Source organism: Streptomyces cyanogenus, from assembly GCF_017526105.1.
Classification (GTDB): domain Bacteria; phylum Actinomycetota; class Actinomycetes; order Streptomycetales; family Streptomycetaceae; genus Streptomyces; species Streptomyces cyanogenus.
The window spans coordinates 5,986,435-6,001,407 of record NZ_CP071839.1 but is presented as its reverse complement, the minus strand read 5'-3'; the positions used below and the strand labels follow the sequence as shown (position 1 = coordinate 6,001,407).

Sequence of the window (14,973 nt, the reverse complement as noted above, 5' to 3'; positions counted from 1 at the left end):
GTCAGCGACTGCGCGGGTCGAGAGCATCGCGGAGACCGTCACCGAGCAGGTTGAAGGCGAGGACGGTCACGAAGATGGCGAGTCCAGGGACGATCATGAACTGGGGGTCGACCTTGTAGAAGTTGACCGCCTCGCGGAGCATGCCGCCCCAGGACGCCTGCGGGGGCTGGATGCCGACGCCGAGGAAGCTCAGGGACGCCTCGAAGAGGATGTTGGTCGGGATGAGCAGCGTCGAGTAGACGATGATCGGGCCGACCAGGTTGGGCATCAGCTCCCGGAACAGGATGTACGGAGCCTTGGCGCCCATGCCCCGGGAGGCGTCGACGAACTCGCGCTCGCGCAGGGCGAGGGTCTGGCCGCGCACGATCCGCCCCAGATAGGGCCAGTTGAAGAAGCCGATGACGAAGATCAGCACGCTCAGGTGCAGCGGCAGTCCGTTCAGGCCGAACGCGCCGCCCTGCAGCGTGGCGGAGATGGAGATGGCGAACAGCAGGAGGGGGAAGGCCAGGAACGTGTCCATCAGCCGGCTGATGATCGAGTCCACCCGTCCGCCGTAGTAGCCCGCGATCACGCCCATGACGGCGCCGATCACGTTGGACAGGATGGTGGCGCCGAAGGCGACCACCAGCGACACCCAGGAGCCCTCCAGGATGCGGGTGGCGATGTCCCGGCCGAACTTCGGGTCCACGCCGAGCGGGTGGTCCGCGCTCATGCCGCCCCAACTGCCCTTGGGAAGGGAGGTGTTGGGGTCGATCAGGTCCTGGTTGAAGGCGTTGGGGTCGAGCCCGAGCAGGGCCTGGATGGGCCGCGAGAGGACGGCGAGGAGGATCAGCAGGATCACGATGACGCCGCCCGCGACGGCCACCTTGTCCTTCTTGAACCGGGTCCAGGCGATCTGGCCCAGGGAACGACCCTCGATCTGCCCCTTACCGGCACCCTCCAGCACAGCCTCCGGCTGTGCCTCGGCTGCCGCCCCGGTGGTCTCGATCGGTGCGGTCACGGTGAGCGACCCCTCTCGCCGGTGGTGACCGGCCTGCGCCTGCCGCGGATTGCGGCTTTGTCGACTTGCCATCGAGCATGAGGTCTCGACCTCATGTCTGAGTCGGGAGTCTTCAGCGTCGCTGCGATCACCCGCCAGAGCTGGCGGCGAAAGTATGCGCAACCGTGATGCAGTCCAGGGGATTCCGTTATCCGAACAGCGGGTAGCGGCTCTCGGACGCGGGCCAGTTGGGACAGAACGGCGATTCTGCGCGGTTCAGGGCGATCGGGCGATGTCTACGCGCGAAGAAATGTGTCCGCCGCGTGAATTCTGCGATCCGGTCCCAGGAGGGTGCCCTCCGGCCCGGTCGACCCGTGCTGATCAGTAGCCGCCGTGCACCGGTGGGTAGCCGTACCCAGCGGCCGGGGCCTGCGGCGGGACCGGTGCCTGCAGCTGGGGCTGCGGCGCGGGCACGTGGGCCTCGCGGTCGTAGAAGGGACGCGCGTTGGCCCGCAACCACATCACCACCGGGTCGTGGTCGTCGCTCATCGCAACCGTCGACACGGGCAGCCCCTCCGGGACGGCGCCGATGGACTGCTGCATCATCGCGCGCACCGAGTCCACCGCGGCCGGCGAGGTGTCGTACACGTCCAGGCCGATGGCGAGGTACGGCGCCCCGAGCGCGGGCTGCACCCAGGCGCGGCGCAGCGAGCGGAGCGCGGGGGTGCGGTGCGCGTTCTGCGCCAGCAGGGCGTAGAACTGGGGGATCTCGATGCCGGGTTCGGACAGGCGCAGCGGCCCGGCGGGCTGGCGGTCCAGGCCGGTGGCGATGCGGCGCAGATCCAGCCAGGGGATGCCGACGCCGCCGCCCGGGGCGTGCGGGTTGAGCCAGAGGCCGTAGTGGTCGGGATAGAGGGTGCGGGCCACGTCCAGGCCGTCGACCACTTCGTAGGAGCGGTTCCAGCCGCTGGCCGACAGCTCCTGGGCGGAGGTGACGCAGGGGGCGTAGTGGAAGCCCTCGACCTCCATGTTCCCGTACTGCGCGTCCGGGGAGCCGGCCTGGCCGTGCCACAGCAGCATCCAGACCTGGCCGGAGGAGGGGGTGGCGAGGGCGCGGAGCAGGGCCTCGTAGGCGTCGTAGCGTCCGGGCGTGACCTGGCGCAGCATGTGCTCCACGCTGCCGCTGTGGCTCGCGCTCACCTGTTGTACCGGCCCTTCTTTTCAGTGCCCCGCGTTCGGAGACAGCTTAAGCGCCCGGCACCTCGGGGCCTTCTGCTCGTGCGCGGGTGCGGGTGCGTGGTGGGTTCTCGCGCCCCCGCGGCGGAGCCGCACATCGCATGCGGCCCGCGCCCCCCGGGTCCGCTGCCCCGGTACCGGGTTCCGGTCGCCGTCCTCCCGGAACATCTAGTAGCCGTGCTCGTAGAAGGGACGCACGTTCGTCTTCAGCCAGTCGGAGACCGGGTCGTCGGCGACGTCCATGAGGACCAGGTTGACCGGCCACGTGACCGGGACCTTGCCGAGGGCCCGGCCCAGGGCGTCCAGGGGCAGGGTCCGCAGGTCGCCCTCCCACTGGGAGAGTTCCACGCCGACGAACATCACCGGCTCGGCCGTCTCGATGGCGGCCAGGCAGCGGCGGGCGGTGAGCACCACGCCGGTGTCGGCGAACTCGGCGGAGGCGGCGGCGAGGAAGTCGACCGGGTCGTCCTGCCAGTCGGGCTCGAAGAGGCGGACCCGGCCGCCGGTGCTGGGGCCGTCCAGCGGGGTGCGGCCGGCCCGGCACAGTTCGGCCACGGCCTCGGGCGGCAGCGGGACGCCGACCACACCGCCCGGGTTCACCGCGATGCCCGCCTGCGGGGGCAGGCCCCGGGCGAACTCGACCGCGGGGGCGATGGTGTACGACATGTGGGCACCGGTCGCCTGGCGCAGCTGCTCCTCGGAGCTGAACACCGGGACGTACGTCTGGCCGTCGATGTCCATGGTCGGCAGGTCCAGCTGGCCGCTGTCCGGGCCACCGCCGTTGGGCAGCGGTATCCACAGGAAGCTCCGGCCGAGGACCTCGATGATCCGGCCGCCCGCCGAGGGGACGCCGAGGGAGGCCGACAGCACCTCCTCCAGCTCGTTGCCGGGCCACCCGCCGTGCGGGTGGGGGTGCGCCTGTGCCGGGAAGTCCGTGGGAAAGTCCGCCGGGAAGTCCATCTGCCTACCGCCTGCTGGGAACCACTGCTGTGAGCATGAAGGCTAGCGGGTGGCTGTGACAGTCCCTCACCGAGTGAAGCCGACGCGCCTGAGGACGTCCGCCGCGTCCCGGTCCAGCAGCACCGCCGCGCCGCAGCCGGCGGGCAGCTCGCCCTTCTCCACCGCGCGCAGCAGCCGGGCGGTGGTACGGCGGTGGCGGCGGAAGGCGTAGCGGGACACGCCCCGGCCGCGCTCGTGCTGGCCCTGCCGGGCCGCCGCGGGGCTGACGTCCAGCAGGATCAGGTGCAGGGTGCCGCCCCGGCGCCGGGCCTCGCGGGCCAGCCAGGCGCGCACCCAGGCCTGGGTGCCGCAGTCGTGCACGACGACTCCCTCGCCGGTGCGCAGGGCGCGGCGCAGGGCGGTGTAGTGGGCGAGGCGGACCAGGGGGCGGTACAGCGCGTAGGGCAGGCTGCGGGGCACGCGGGCCGCCCACCGGTCGCGGGCGTCCTGGGAGTCGATGCGGTGGCCGGTGACCGCGCGGTGCATCAGGGTGGACTTGCCGCTGCCGGGCAGTCCGGTGACCACCACCAGGTCGCGGGGGCCGAAGAGCAGGGCGTGCGGGCTGCGGCCCGCGCGGTCGCGCAGGTCGCGGACGACCGGGGCGGGCCGGTCCGCGCCGCGCTCGCGGGCCAGGGCGGAGGGCGGCTTCGGTACCGCGATGCCGGCGTCGGTGGCGTAGGCCGAGGTCCTGTTCACCGTGATCGTCCTCCCAGTGGGCTCGGTCGTCCCATCCCCGTTGTATGTAAAGAGAAGGTAATGGGCAACGGTCGGTGCTTCGTGTGCGTGGTGCCACAGGTCGGTCACAAGCAGCGTGCTCTGGCTGGCCGCGGTGCGGCGTGCAATGATGTGCGCGCCAACTGCATACCGGCCGTTTGAATCCGCGCGGGAGAGTTCCCAGCCGTACGTCTGTGCCGCTGGGGCGCCGAAGGAGCAAGTCCCTCCCTTGAATCTCTCAGGCACCGTTACCGCGTGGGCGAGGCACATCTGAAAAGCGGGCCGCTGCGACAGCGGCTCCACCCAAGGTGCAAGCCGTGATCGTCCCTGTGGCGGTCGTGGCGAACCTCTCAGGTTCCGATGACAGATGGGGAGGAACGTTCCTCGCCCCATCCCTGTTGCCCTGGGAGACGACCGACCGATGAGCAGTACCGAACCCACTGAGCTGCGCCACACCGCGCTCGATGCCGTGCATCGTTCGCTCGGTGCGACGATGACCGACTTCGCCGGCTGGGACATGCCCCTGCGCTACGGCTCCGAGCGCGACGAGCACCTCGCCGTGCGCACCCGGGCCGGACTGTTCGACCTCTCCCACATGGGTGAGATCACCGTCACCGGCACCGACGCCGCCGCCCTGCTGAACCACGCCCTGGTCGGCAACATCGCCTCCGTCGGCGTCGGCCGCGCCCGTTACACCATGATCTGCCAGGCCGACGGCGGCATCCTGGACGACCTGATCGTCTACCGCCTGGCCGAGACCGAGTACATGGTGGTGGCCAACGCCTCCAACGCCCAGGTGGTGCTGGACGCGCTCACCGAGCGGGCCGCCGGATTCGACGCCGAGGTCCGTGACGACCGGGACGCGTACGCGCTGATCGCCGTGCAGGGACCGGAGTCCCCCGGCATCCTGAAGTCGCTCACCGACGCCGACCTGGACGGCCTGAAGTACTACGCCGGCCTGCCCGGCACGGTCGCCGGCGTGCCGGCGCTGATCGCCCGCACCGGCTACACCGGCGAGGACGGCTTCGAGCTGTTCGTGCGGCCTGAGCACGCCGTCGAGCTGTGGCAGGCGCTCACCAAGGCCGGCGAGGGCGCCGGACTGGTCCCGTGCGGGCTGTCCTGCCGGGACACGCTGCGCCTGGAGGCGGGCATGCCGCTGTACGGGCACGAGCTGACCCGCGAGCTGACCCCGTTCGACGCCGGGCTCGGCCGGGTGGTGAAGTTCGAGAAGGAGGGCGACTTCGTGGGCCGCGAGGCGCTCGCCGAGGCCGCCGCCCGGGCCCAGGAGAACCCGCCGCGGGTGCTGGTCGGCCTGGTCGCCGAGGGCCGCCGGGTGCCGCGCGCCGGGTACGCCGTGGTCGCCGGCGGCGAGGTGATCGGCGAGGTCACCTCCGGTGCCCCCTCCCCCACCCTGGGCAGGCCGATCGCGATGGCCTACGTCGACGCGGCGCACGCGGCGCCGGGCACCGAGGGCGTCGGCGTGGACATCCGGGGCACCCACGAGCCGTACCAGGTCGTGGCGCTGCCGTTCTACAAGCGCCAGAAGTGACACCGTCGTAGCCCCGCGTCGTGCCGGAACGTGATGTCGGGCACATCAGCGCTGCTCACGCGCGTTCCTCAGCAGTCCCCCTTCATCAGCACTTCCCCGCGTACAGGAGAATTCAGGCCATGAGCAACCCCCAGCAGCTGCGCTACAGCAAGGAGCACGAGTGGCTGTCGACCGCCGAGGACGGCGTCGCGACGGTCGGCATCACGGAGCACGCGGCCAACGCGCTCGGTGACGTCGTCTTCGTCCAGCTCCCCGAGGCCGGCACCACCGTGTCCGCGGGCGAGACCTGCGGCGAGCTGGAGTCGACGAAGTCGGTCTCCGACCTGTACTCGCCGGTCACCGGTGAGGTCACCGAGGTCAACGAGGACGTCGTCAACGACCCGTCGCTGGTGAACTCCGCCCCCTTCGAGGGCGGCTGGCTGTTCAAGGTGCGCGTCGCGGAGGAGCCGGCCGACCTGCTCTCCGCCGACGAGTACACCGCCTTTTCCGCCGGCTGAGGAGTCGTAGCCCCATGACTGTTCTGAACACGCCCCTGCACGAGCTGGACCCGGAGATCGCCGCCGCGGTCGACGCCGAGCTGAACCGCCAGCAGTCGACCCTGGAGATGATCGCCTCCGAGAACTTCGCGCCGCTCGCGGTGATGGAGGCCCAGGGCTCGGTCCTGACCAACAAGTACGCCGAGGGCTACCCGGGCCGCCGCTACTACGGCGGCTGCGAGCACGTCGACGTCGCCGAGCAGATCGCGATCGACCGGGTCAAGGAGCTGTTCGGCGCCGAGTACGCCAACGTGCAGCCCCACTCCGGCGCCTCCGCGAACCAGGCGGCCCTGTTCGCGCTGGCCCAGCCCGGGGACACCATCCTCGGCCTGGACCTGGCGCACGGCGGCCACCTGACCCACGGGATGCGGCTGAACTTCTCCGGCAAGCAGTTCAACGTGGTCGCCTACCACGTGGACGCCGAGACCGGCCTGGTCGACATGGCCGAGGTGGAGCGGCTCGCCAAGGAGCACCGCCCGAAGGTGATCATCGCGGGCTGGTCGGCGTACCCGCGGCAGCTGGACTTCGCCGAGTTCCGCCGGATCGCCGACGAGGTCGAGGCCCACCTGTGGGTCGACATGGCGCACTTCGCGGGACTGGTCGCGGCGGGCCTGCACGAGAACCCGGTGCCGTACGCGGACGTGGTCACCTCGACCACCCACAAGACGCTGGGCGGTCCGCGCGGCGGCATCATCCTCGCGCGCGGCAAGGACTTCGCGAAGAAGCTGAACTCGGCCGTCTTCCCGGGCTTCCAGGGCGGTCCCCTGGAGCACGTGATCGCGGCGAAGGCGGTCTCCTTCAAGGTCGCCGCCTCGGAGGACTTCAAGGAGCGCCAGCGCCGTACGGTGGAGGGTGCCCGCATCCTCGCCGAGCGCCTGACGGCTCCCGACGCCCGTGCGGCCGGGGTGAACGTGCTGTCCGGCGGTACGGACGTGCACCTCATCCTGGTCGACCTGCGCGAGAGCGAGCTGGACGGCCAGCAGGCCGAGGACCGGCTCCACGAGGTCGGGATCACGGTCAACCGCAACGCGGTCCCGAACGACCCGCGCCCGCCGATGGTCACCTCGGGTCTGCGCATCGGTACGCCGGCCCTGGCCACCCGCGGCTTCACGGCCGAGGACTTCGCCGAGGTCGCGGACGTGATCGCCGAGGCGCTGAAGCCGTCCTACGACGCCGAGGCCCTCAAGGCGCGCGTGAAGGCGCTCGCCGACAAGCACCCGCTGTACGCGGGTCTGAACAAGTAAGTCACCTTTCGCGGGGCACCGCGCACACTGGAGGTACCGGCGTGCGCGGTGCCCGCGCCCCTGTACCACCTTTTGTGCACCACCCGTATTGAGGAGTCATCCGTGGCCATCTCGGTCTTCGACCTGTTCTCGATCGGCATCGGCCCGTCCAGCTCCCACACGGTCGGCCCGATGCGCGCCGCGCGCATGTTCGCCCGCCGGCTGCGCAACGAGGACCTGCTCGGCTCGGTCGCGTCCCTGCGCTGCGAGCTGTACGGCTCGCTCGGCGCGACCGGCCACGGCCACGGCACCCCGAAGGCGGTGCTGCTCGGCCTGGAGGGCGCCTCGCCGCGCACGGTCGACGTGGAGACCGCCGACGAGCGGGTGGAGAAGATCAAGTCGGCGGGCCGGCTGGAGCTGCTCGGCGAGCACGAGATCCCGTTCTCCTTCGACGACGACCTGGTCCTGCACCGCCGCAAGGCCCTGCCGTACCACGCCAACGGCATGACGGTGTGGGCGTACGACGCCGAGGGCGCCGAGCTGCTGTCGAAGACGTACTACTCGGTCGGCGGCGGCTTCGTCGTGGACGAGGACGCGGTGGGCGCGGACCGGATCGTGCTGGACGACACCGTCCTGAAGTACCCGTTCCGCACCGGCGACGAGCTGCTCCGTCTGACGAAGGAGACGGGCCTGTCGATCTCCTCGCTGATGCTGGAGAACGAGCGGGCCTGGCGCACCGAGGACGAGATCCGGGCCGGCCTGCTGGAGATCTGGCACGTGATGCGCGAGTGCGTGCAGCGGGGCATGTCCCGCGAGGGCATCCTGCCCGGCGGGCTGAAGGTCCGCCGCCGTGCCGCCGTCTCGGCCCGCCAGCTGCGCGCCGAGGGCGACCCGCTGGCGCACGCCATGGAGTGGATCACGCTCTACGCGATGGCGGTGAACGAGGAGAACGCGGCCGGCGGCCGGGTCGTCACCGCGCCGACCAACGGCGCGGCCGGCATCATCCCCGCGGTCCTGCACTACTACATCAACTTCGTCCCCGGCGCCGACGAGGACGGAGTCGTCCGCTTCCTGCTGGCCGCCGGCGCGATCGGCATGCTCTTCAAGGAGAACGCCTCCATCTCCGGCGCCGAGGTCGGCTGCCAGGGCGAGGTGGGCTCCGCCTGCTCCATGGCCGCGGGCGCCCTCGCCGAGGTGCTCGGCGGCTCCCCCGAGCAGGTGGAGAACGCGGCCGAGATCGGCATGGAGCACAACCTCGGCCTGACCTGCGACCCGGTCGGCGGCCTCGTCCAGATCCCGTGCATCGAGCGCAACGGCATGGCCGCGGTGAAGGCGGTCACGGCCGCGAAGATGGCGATGCGCGGCGACGGCTCGCACAAGGTGTCCCTGGACAAGGTCATCAAGACGATGAAGGACACCGGCGCCGACATGAGCGTGAAGTACAAGGAGACGGCGCGGGGCGGGCTCGCGGTCAACATCATCGAGTGCTGACGCACCGGGCGGCCCCCGGGCCGCCCGGCCTCACGTGGTGCTGAGCATGCCTTCGCGCAGGCGGGCCAGCAGCCGCGTGATCAGGCGGGAGACGTGCATCTGGGAGACGCCCAGGCGCTCGCCGATCTGGGCCTGGGTGAGTTCCTCCACGAACCGCCAGTGGATGATCTTCCGGTCGCGCTCGTCGAGTTCGGCGATCATCGGGGCGAGAGCGTGGAAGTCCTCCACCAGGCCCAGCGCCGCGTCCTCGTCGCCGATGAAGTCCGCCAGCGCCGCCTCGCCCTCCTCGCTGCCGCTGATCGCCGCGTCCAGGGAGGCCGACCTGTAGCCGTTGGAGGCCAGCTGGGCCTCGACGACCTCGTCCTCCGGAAGGCTCATCAGCTCGGACAGCTCCCGGGTCGTCGGCGTCCGGCCCAGACGGCTGCGCAGCTCCTCGTTGGCACGGGCCAGCTGGACCCGGGCCTCCTGCAGCCGCCGCGGCACGTGCACCGCCCAGGAGGTGTCCCGGAAGAACCGCTTGATCTCCCCGACGATGTAGGGGACCGCGAAGGAGGTGAACTCCACCTCGCGGGACAGCTCGAACCGGTCGATCGCCTTGATCAGCCCGATCATGCCGACCTGGACGATGTCCTCCATCTCCTCCGGCCCACGGCTGCGGAACCGGCCGGCCGCGTAGCGGACCAGCGACATGTTCATCTCGATCAGCGTGTTCCGCGCGCACTGGTACTCGGGCGTGCCCTCCTCCAGCACCGCCAGCCGGTCGAAGAACAGCCGCGACAGCTCCCGCGCGTCCTTCGGAGCGACCTGGGAAGGATCCGCGATCTCCGGCACGTCCACCATCTGCTCCGCAGTGTGCGCGGTCGTCGTCGGCATCACGCGTCCCTCCCAGTCGATCGGCTTCGTCTCGCCGGTCCATTGTCCGGCAAGCCGCGTCTACCCCGGTCACCGGCCGGCATTCCCGCGAATGCCGGCCGGTGTGCGGCTCAGCTCGTCGTCAGAGTGGCGTCGTCCACCACGAAGCTGGTCTGGAGGCTGGAGTCCTCGGTGGCGGTGAAGGTCAGCGTGAGCTGCCGGCCGAGGTACTGGCTCAGGTCCAGGGTGCGCTCGGTGTACCCCGAGGCCGCGTCGGCGTTGGAGTACGTCTGCTTCACGGTCCCGTCGACCTTGACCTGGAAGGTGTCGTACGCCGTCGTGCCCGACTCGGCGGTGTCGACGTGCAGCCAGTACCTCAGGGTCGCCCTGGTGCAGCCGGACGGGACGGTCACCGTCTGGGCGAGGGTGTCGGTGGCCGCGTAGCCGTAGCCCGCGAGCCAGGCGTACCGGGAGCCGGAGTGCGCGGACTGGCCGCTGAACGCCCCGATGGCACCGGTGTCACCCGTCCACGGTGACGTACCGCTCTCGAAGCCGCCGTTGGAGATCACCTGCGAGGCCGTGCAGCCGCCCGCGCCCGTGACGGTGAGCGTGTACGAGGCGGTGTGCGTGGTGGTGCCGGTGCCGGTGATGGTGAGCGGGTACGTGCCGGGCGGCACGGAGGAGCCGACGGAGACCGTCGCCGTGGACGAGGCGCCGGAGGTCACCGAGACCGGGCTGAAGGAGACGGTGACGCCCGACGGGGCGCCCGAGGCGGACAGGTTCACCGTCTGCGCCGAGCCGCTGGTGGTGGCCGTGGAGACGGTGGTGGTCAGCGAGGTGCCCGGGCCGGTGCTGCCGGTGGCCGGGCTCGCCGAGAGCGAGAAGTCGTTCGCCGGGGCGGTGTCCGCGACCGCCTGCTTCCACAGCGTGTAGGCGACGCCGTCGGCGCTGCGGTTCAGCCCGGTGGCGTTGATGTTCGCGGTGGTGTCGCAGGAGGAGTGGTAGCAGCCGTCGTACGCGGCGCCTGCCGTACCGCCCCACTTGGCCGCCTGCGCCGAGGTCTTGCGGGCGCTCGCGCCCATGGCGTAGCCGGAGGTCGGGACGCCGTGGTTCTCGAAGGAGTAGTCGTCGGAGCGGCCCGCGCCCTCGGTGTTCTCCTCGGGCTGGAGGTTCAGCGAGTCCCAGTACGCCTTCATGGGCGCGGCGGCGGTGGAGTTGATGTGGTTGATGAAGTAGCCGCCGTTGGGCGAGGCGACCATGTCGAAGTTGTAGTACGCCTTGATCGCGGAACGTTGGGCGGAGGTCAGCGAACGGACGTAGAAGTCCGAGCCGTTGAGGCCCTGCTCCTCGTCCGTCCACCAGCCGAAGCGGACGCGCGCGGCCATCGACGGCTTGGTCTCGGCGAGTTTCAGCGCGACCTCCAGGAGGGTCGCGCTGCCGGAGCCGTTGTCGTTGATGCCGGGTCCGGCGGAGACGCTGTCCAGGTGTGAGCCGAACATGTACACCTTCGACGCGTCGCCCTGGGGCCACTCGGCGATCAGGTTGGGTCCGGCGCCGCTGGTGCAACCGGAGGTGCAGGCCTGCTCGGTGACGGTGTAACCGGCCGCCTGGAGCTTGCCCTTCACGTAGGCGACCGAGTCGCGGTAGCCCTGGGTGGTGGATCTGCGGGTGCCGCCGTTGCGGCCGGCTATGGCGTTGAGCTCGGTGAGGTGCGCCTGCACGCGGGTGACGTCGATGTCGGGCGCGGTCGCGGCCAGGGCGGGGGCCGCGGTCGCCACCGCCGCGGTGTGGCCGCCGGGGGCCGCCTCGGCGCCCGCGGGGAGCATCGTGAGGCCCGCGGCGGCCGTGGCCAGCGCTAGGCCTGCCAGGGAGAGTCTTCGTGGTCGTAGCACCATGTCTCCTTGTGGGGTGGAGGAAACGGGAGGGGGGCGTCGGGCCTGGGTGGGCCGTACCGCTCCGCCCTGATGAGCATGCGCATGCCAACGGCGCTTCAACCTCAACCCACCAGACCGGCCGGATCGGAAGCATGCCGTCCGACGCGCCACATTCCTCCCGGGGCTACCGCACGGTAACCGCTCGGCCCTACGCTGCCGTCAACTCGGCGACAGCGAAGGGAAGTTCGGGGATGCGCGGATTGAGACGGCTGGCGGCGCTCGCAGGGGCCGCGGCTCTGCTTGCGGTGGCGCCGGGCAACGCACAGGCGGCGTCGCCGAAGTTCTCCGAGACGACGGCCATCGGCACGCACAACGCGTACGACAAGTCCAAGTACACGTACTTCGCGCAGGCCCTGGACTCCGGCGCCTCACTGCTGGAACTGGACGTCTACGCCGACACCCTCAGCCACCGCTGGCGGGTCAGCCACAGCAACCCGCTGGGCAACGACAACAACTGCGAGGCGGCGAAGACCCCCGGCGAGCTGTACGGCAAGAGCCGCAACCAGGACTTCGGCAGCTGCCTGGACAACATGGCCGCCTGGAACCAGCTCCACCCCGACCACCCGCCGATCCTCGTCAAGGTCGAGATGAAGGTCGGCTTCAACGACAGGGCGGGCCTCGGACCGGACGAGTTCGACACGCTGGTGGCGCAGAAGCTGGGCAGCAGTGTCTACAAGCCGGCCGACCTGCTCGGCGGGACGTACCCCACACTGGACGCGGCGGCGAAGGCCGACGCCTGGCCCGCCCGGGACTCCCTGCGGGGCAAGTTCGTCTTCGACCTGATCCCCGGCACGGTGGAGCAGTCCAACCCGTTCGACCACTACTGGACGGACGAGGAGTACGGCGACCACCTGCGCGACCTCTACGCCTCCGGGAACATCTCCTCGGCCCGCGCCTTCCCGGCCGTGCTCGGCGCGGCGAACGGCGATCCGCGCACCAGCCGCTACGACGCCTCGATCCGCCCCTGGTTCGTCTTCTTCGACGGTGACGCGGCCACGTACGTGAACAACGGCTACGACACCGCGTTCTACTCCGCGAACCACTACATCCTCATCGCCACGGGAGCGCACGGCGTGTCTCCGGCGATCTCCTCCACCAACCCGACGGACGCCGAAGTGGCGGCTCGGCTCGCTCTCCTGGCCGAGAACCACGCCAGTCTGATCACCTCGGACTGGTCGGCGAAGTCCGCGTCGGTGCTGAGTTCGGTGACCACCCGAAGCTGAGGTTCCGGACAGCGGCTCACGGGGGACAACCCTCACATGCTGCATGGCATCGACGTGAGCGCCTTCCAGTCCTCCTCCTACGAAACGGACGGCCTCTCCTTCGCGTTCGTCAAGGCGACGGAGGGCCGTTCGTACGTCAATCCCCGGCTGACCGCGCAGACGAAGACCGCGCGCGACGCCGGACTGGTCGTCGGTTTCTACCATTTCCTGTGGCCGGGCGACCTCACCGCCCAGGCCGAGTACTTCCTCCGCCACGCCCCGGACCGCACCGGCGACATCCTCGCGGTCGACTGGGAGACCACGGGTGACGGAACGCACGCGAGCAACGCGGAGAAGGACCGCTTCATCCGCAAACTGAAGGCGTTACGGCCGCACAACCGGGTCGTGCTCTACTGCAACCGGCACTTCTGGCTGAACCACGACACCACCTCCTACGCCGGGGACGGGCTGTGGATCGCGGACTACGTCGCCGCCGGCAAGCCCCGCATCAAGGCCAAGTGGCGGTTCCACCAGTACACCAGCGAACCCCACGACAAGGACGTGGCGAACTTCGCGAGCAAGGCGGCGCTGAAGGAGTGGGCCACCCCCTAGGGACCGGGCGGCGGGCTCAGCCCCGGAAGTCCACCGGGCGCTCCGGCGAGGCCTCCGCCAGGGCCTTCTCCACGGCGGCCCTGCCGGCCCGGAGGCCGTAGACCGGGGTGCCGGGCTGCTGACGCCAGGAGTCGGCGATGGTGCCGGCGTCGACCGTGTCGAAGCCCAGTTCGTCGATCAGGGCGCGGACGGTCCGCTTGGCGGCCTCGTCGTCGCCGGCGACCGGGAGGGCCAGGCGGTCGGGGGCGCCCGCGGGCCGGTGCCGGTCCAGGATGTCCTGGGCGTAGGTGCCGTTGAAGGCCTTGATCACCGGGTGGCCGAGGTGCTGCTCGGTCCAGCGGCTCTCGGTGAGGCCCTCGTCCTCGACGGCCGCGATCCGGCCGTCCCGCTGCGGGTAGTAGTTGCCGGTGTCGATCACCGCGACACCCTCGGCCGCGCCGTCCAGCAGACCTGCGGGCAGGGCCGGGACCGCCTTCAGCGGAACGGTGACGACCACGACCTCGGCCCCCTCGGCCGCGTCCTCGGCCCGGACGGCGGTGGCGCCGGTCTCCTCGGCCAGTTCCCGCAGTGTCTCGGGGCCGCGGGAGTTGGCGACGGAGACGTCATGGCCGAGGGCGGTGAGCCGCCGGGTGAGGTTGCCGCCGATGTTGCCGGCGCCGATGATGCCGATCTTCATGACTGACCCTCCGCAGATTTTATGCGCGTGCATGCTCCTGTCGTCCCGGTCAACCGCACCGGGGCGGAGGCTATTCCGCACCGCCGCCGGACGGCTGACCGGCGCGCTCGCATCCGTCACCGTCGTCCGCGCAGGCGTTCCAGCGTCTGCTCCAGTTCCGCCAGCAGGACGGCCGCCGCCCGGTCCGCGTCGCCCTCCGCGACGGCGTGGACCAGGGCGGCGTGGGTGTCGTCGCCGGTGTTCGCGTCCTCGTGCCGCAGCCGGGTGAGGTCCAGCAGGGTCACCAGGCCCTCGCGCAGGACGGGGACGAACTCGGCGAACAGGTCGCTGAGGACGGGGTTGTGGGCGGCGGCGACCACGGCCCCGTGCAGGGCGATGTCGGCCTCCACGAAGCCGGCGTCGTCCCCCGCGGCGGCCGTGCGGCGGCCCTCCAGCGCGGCCCGCAGCGCCGTGATGTCCTCGGGGGTACGACGCTGCGCGGCCAGTCTGGCCGCCTGCACCTCGACGCCCGTGCGAACCTCGTAGACGTCGGTGACCGCAGCCCGCCGCAGCCGGGTGGGCCAGTCCTCGACGGGCTCTGTGGCGATGACGAAGACGCCGGCACCGTGCCGGGGCCGGACCAGCCCGGCGCCGGCCAGCGCGCGGAGTGCCTCACGGACGGTGGAGCGGCCGACGCCGAGTTCCCTGGCGAGGGTGGTCTCGCCGGGCAGCGCCGTGCCCACGGGCCAGTGGCCGGCGGCGATCTGCTCCCGGAGGTGCTCCGCGGCCTGTTCGACCAGCGGGCTGGGGCGGAGGGCACCGAGCGGCATAGAGGTCACCAACTTGTCTGAGGAGTTCGTGTATTCCAGTTGTCTGAGGAGCTGAGCAGTGACTAGCGTATCCGGCATGACACTCCGCGGTCTGCTCCTCCTCGGCTGCCGCGACGGGGTTTGACACGACCGGCACCCCGCCGCGGGGCCCCGCGCTGCCG

At 71.0% G+C, this 14,973-nt stretch carries 14 protein-coding genes and 2 riboswitches; of the genes, 6 read left to right on the top strand and 8 right to left on the bottom strand.

The annotated features are described in order from the left end of the window. Position 1: 1 nt before the first annotated feature. The 4 genes from S1361_RS27150 to S1361_RS27135 form a co-directional block, all read right to left on the bottom strand. Positions 2-1,000 (bottom strand): ABC transporter permease, encoded by a 999-nt coding sequence (locus tag S1361_RS27150; RefSeq protein ID WP_208034539.1) that lies wholly within the window; start codon positions 998-1,000, stop codon positions 2-4. Positions 1,001-1,360: 360 nt separating this feature from the next. Beyond that, positions 1,361-2,146 carry an enhanced serine sensitivity protein SseB C-terminal domain-containing protein gene (locus S1361_RS27145; protein WP_208036789.1) on the bottom strand — a complete coding sequence of 262 codons (786 nt, stop codon included), beginning with the start codon at positions 2,144-2,146 and terminating at the stop codon, positions 1,361-1,363. Positions 2,147-2,383: 237 nt separating this feature from the next. Beyond that, positions 2,384-3,175 carry an enhanced serine sensitivity protein SseB gene (locus S1361_RS27140; RefSeq protein ID WP_208034538.1) on the bottom strand — a complete coding sequence of 264 codons (792 nt, stop codon included), beginning with the start codon at positions 3,173-3,175 and terminating at the stop codon, positions 2,384-2,386. Positions 3,176-3,241: 66 nt separating this feature from the next. Then, on the bottom strand, positions 3,242-3,910 hold the full coding sequence (locus S1361_RS27135) for an AAA family ATPase (protein ID WP_208034537.1): 669 nt from the start codon (positions 3,908-3,910) through the stop codon (positions 3,242-3,244). Between the two features lie 177 nt (positions 3,911-4,087). Next, positions 4,088-4,192, top strand: a riboswitch (glycine riboswitch). After that, a riboswitch (glycine riboswitch) is annotated at positions 4,193-4,305 on the top strand. A gap of 44 nt (positions 4,306-4,349) precedes the next feature. Here S1361_RS27135 and gcvT point away from each other — a divergent pair. The 4 genes from gcvT (at position 4,350) to S1361_RS27115 (ending at position 8,727) form a co-directional block, all read left to right on the top strand. After that, a complete protein-coding gene (gene gcvT / locus S1361_RS27130; RefSeq protein WP_208034536.1) occupies positions 4,350-5,477 on the top strand; it encodes a glycine cleavage system aminomethyltransferase GcvT in 1,128 nt (375 codons plus the stop codon). A 119-nt stretch (positions 5,478-5,596) separates the two neighbouring features. Then, complete coding sequence (gcvH, locus tag S1361_RS27125; protein ID WP_208034535.1) at positions 5,597-5,974, top strand: glycine cleavage system protein GcvH; 378 nt, start codon at positions 5,597-5,599, stop codon at positions 5,972-5,974. A 14-nt stretch (positions 5,975-5,988) separates the two neighbouring features. Continuing rightward, on the top strand, positions 5,989-7,257 hold the full coding sequence (glyA, locus tag S1361_RS27120; protein ID WP_208034534.1) for a serine hydroxymethyltransferase: 1,269 nt from the start codon (positions 5,989-5,991) through the stop codon (positions 7,255-7,257). Between the two features lie 102 nt (positions 7,258-7,359). Continuing rightward, positions 7,360-8,727 carry an L-serine ammonia-lyase gene (locus S1361_RS27115; RefSeq protein ID WP_208034533.1) on the top strand — a complete coding sequence of 456 codons (1,368 nt, stop codon included), beginning with the start codon at positions 7,360-7,362 and terminating at the stop codon, positions 8,725-8,727. Positions 8,728-8,757: 30 nt separating this feature from the next. Here S1361_RS27115 and S1361_RS27110 read toward each other — a convergent pair whose 3' ends face one another. Together S1361_RS27110 and S1361_RS27105 are read right to left on the bottom strand one after the other, a co-directional pair. Then, on the bottom strand, positions 8,758-9,600 hold the full coding sequence (locus S1361_RS27110; protein ID WP_208034532.1) for an RNA polymerase sigma factor SigF: 843 nt from the start codon (positions 9,598-9,600) through the stop codon (positions 8,758-8,760). A gap of 110 nt (positions 9,601-9,710) precedes the next feature. Beyond that, complete coding sequence (locus S1361_RS27105) at positions 9,711-11,471, bottom strand: M28 family peptidase (protein ID WP_425088069.1); 1,761 nt, start codon at positions 11,469-11,471, stop codon at positions 9,711-9,713. A 233-nt stretch (positions 11,472-11,704) separates the two neighbouring features. Here S1361_RS27105 and S1361_RS27100 point away from each other — a divergent pair, with 233 nt between their 5' ends. Together S1361_RS27100 and S1361_RS27095 are read left to right on the top strand one after the other, a co-directional pair. Then, positions 11,705-12,736, top strand: a complete 1,032-nt coding sequence (locus S1361_RS27100; protein WP_208034530.1) for a phosphatidylinositol-specific phospholipase C domain-containing protein — start codon at positions 11,705-11,707, stop codon at positions 12,734-12,736. A gap of 36 nt (positions 12,737-12,772) precedes the next feature. Then, positions 12,773-13,327 carry a glycoside hydrolase family 25 protein gene (locus S1361_RS27095; RefSeq protein ID WP_208034529.1) on the top strand — a complete coding sequence of 185 codons (555 nt, stop codon included), beginning with the start codon at positions 12,773-12,775 and terminating at the stop codon, positions 13,325-13,327. A gap of 16 nt (positions 13,328-13,343) precedes the next feature. Here the strand turns inward: S1361_RS27095 and S1361_RS27090 are convergent, their stop codons facing one another. Together S1361_RS27090 and S1361_RS27085 are read right to left on the bottom strand one after the other, a co-directional pair. Beyond that, on the bottom strand, positions 13,344-14,003 hold the full coding sequence (locus S1361_RS27090) for an NADPH-dependent F420 reductase (protein WP_208034528.1): 660 nt from the start codon (positions 14,001-14,003) through the stop codon (positions 13,344-13,346). 116 nt (positions 14,004-14,119) lie between these two features. Further along, positions 14,120-14,812: a FadR/GntR family transcriptional regulator gene (locus S1361_RS27085; RefSeq protein WP_208034527.1), complete on the bottom strand. Its 693-nt coding sequence runs from the start codon at positions 14,810-14,812 to the stop codon at positions 14,120-14,122. Positions 14,813-14,973: the final 161 nt, after the last annotated feature.

What these genes read in the sequence shown, in the direction of transcription:
- S1361_RS27145 (WP_208036789.1), bottom strand. Translation starts at nt 2,146, where the DNA reads ATGCTGCGCCAGGTCACGCCCGGACGCTACGACGCCTACGAGGCCCTG.
- S1361_RS27140 (WP_208034538.1), bottom strand. Translation starts at nt 3,175, where the DNA reads ATGGACTTCCCGGCGGACTTTCCCACGGACTTCCCGGCACAGGCGCAC.
- gcvT (WP_208034536.1), top strand. Translation starts at nt 4,350, where the DNA reads ATGAGCAGTACCGAACCCACTGAGCTGCGCCACACCGCGCTCGATGCC.
- gcvH (WP_208034535.1), top strand. Translation starts at nt 5,597, where the DNA reads ATGAGCAACCCCCAGCAGCTGCGCTACAGCAAGGAGCACGAGTGGCTG.
- glyA (WP_208034534.1), top strand. Translation starts at nt 5,989, where the DNA reads ATGACTGTTCTGAACACGCCCCTGCACGAGCTGGACCCGGAGATCGCC.
- S1361_RS27110 (WP_208034532.1), bottom strand. Translation starts at nt 9,600, where the DNA reads ATGCCGACGACGACCGCGCACACTGCGGAGCAGATGGTGGACGTGCCG.
- S1361_RS27100 (WP_208034530.1), top strand. Translation starts at nt 11,705, where the DNA reads ATGCGCGGATTGAGACGGCTGGCGGCGCTCGCAGGGGCCGCGGCTCTG.
- S1361_RS27095 (WP_208034529.1), top strand. Translation starts at nt 12,773, where the DNA reads ATGCTGCATGGCATCGACGTGAGCGCCTTCCAGTCCTCCTCCTACGAA.
- S1361_RS27090 (WP_208034528.1), bottom strand. Translation starts at nt 14,003, where the DNA reads ATGAAGATCGGCATCATCGGCGCCGGCAACATCGGCGGCAACCTCACC.
- S1361_RS27085 (WP_208034527.1), bottom strand. Translation starts at nt 14,812, where the DNA reads ATGCCGCTCGGTGCCCTCCGCCCCAGCCCGCTGGTCGAACAGGCCGCG.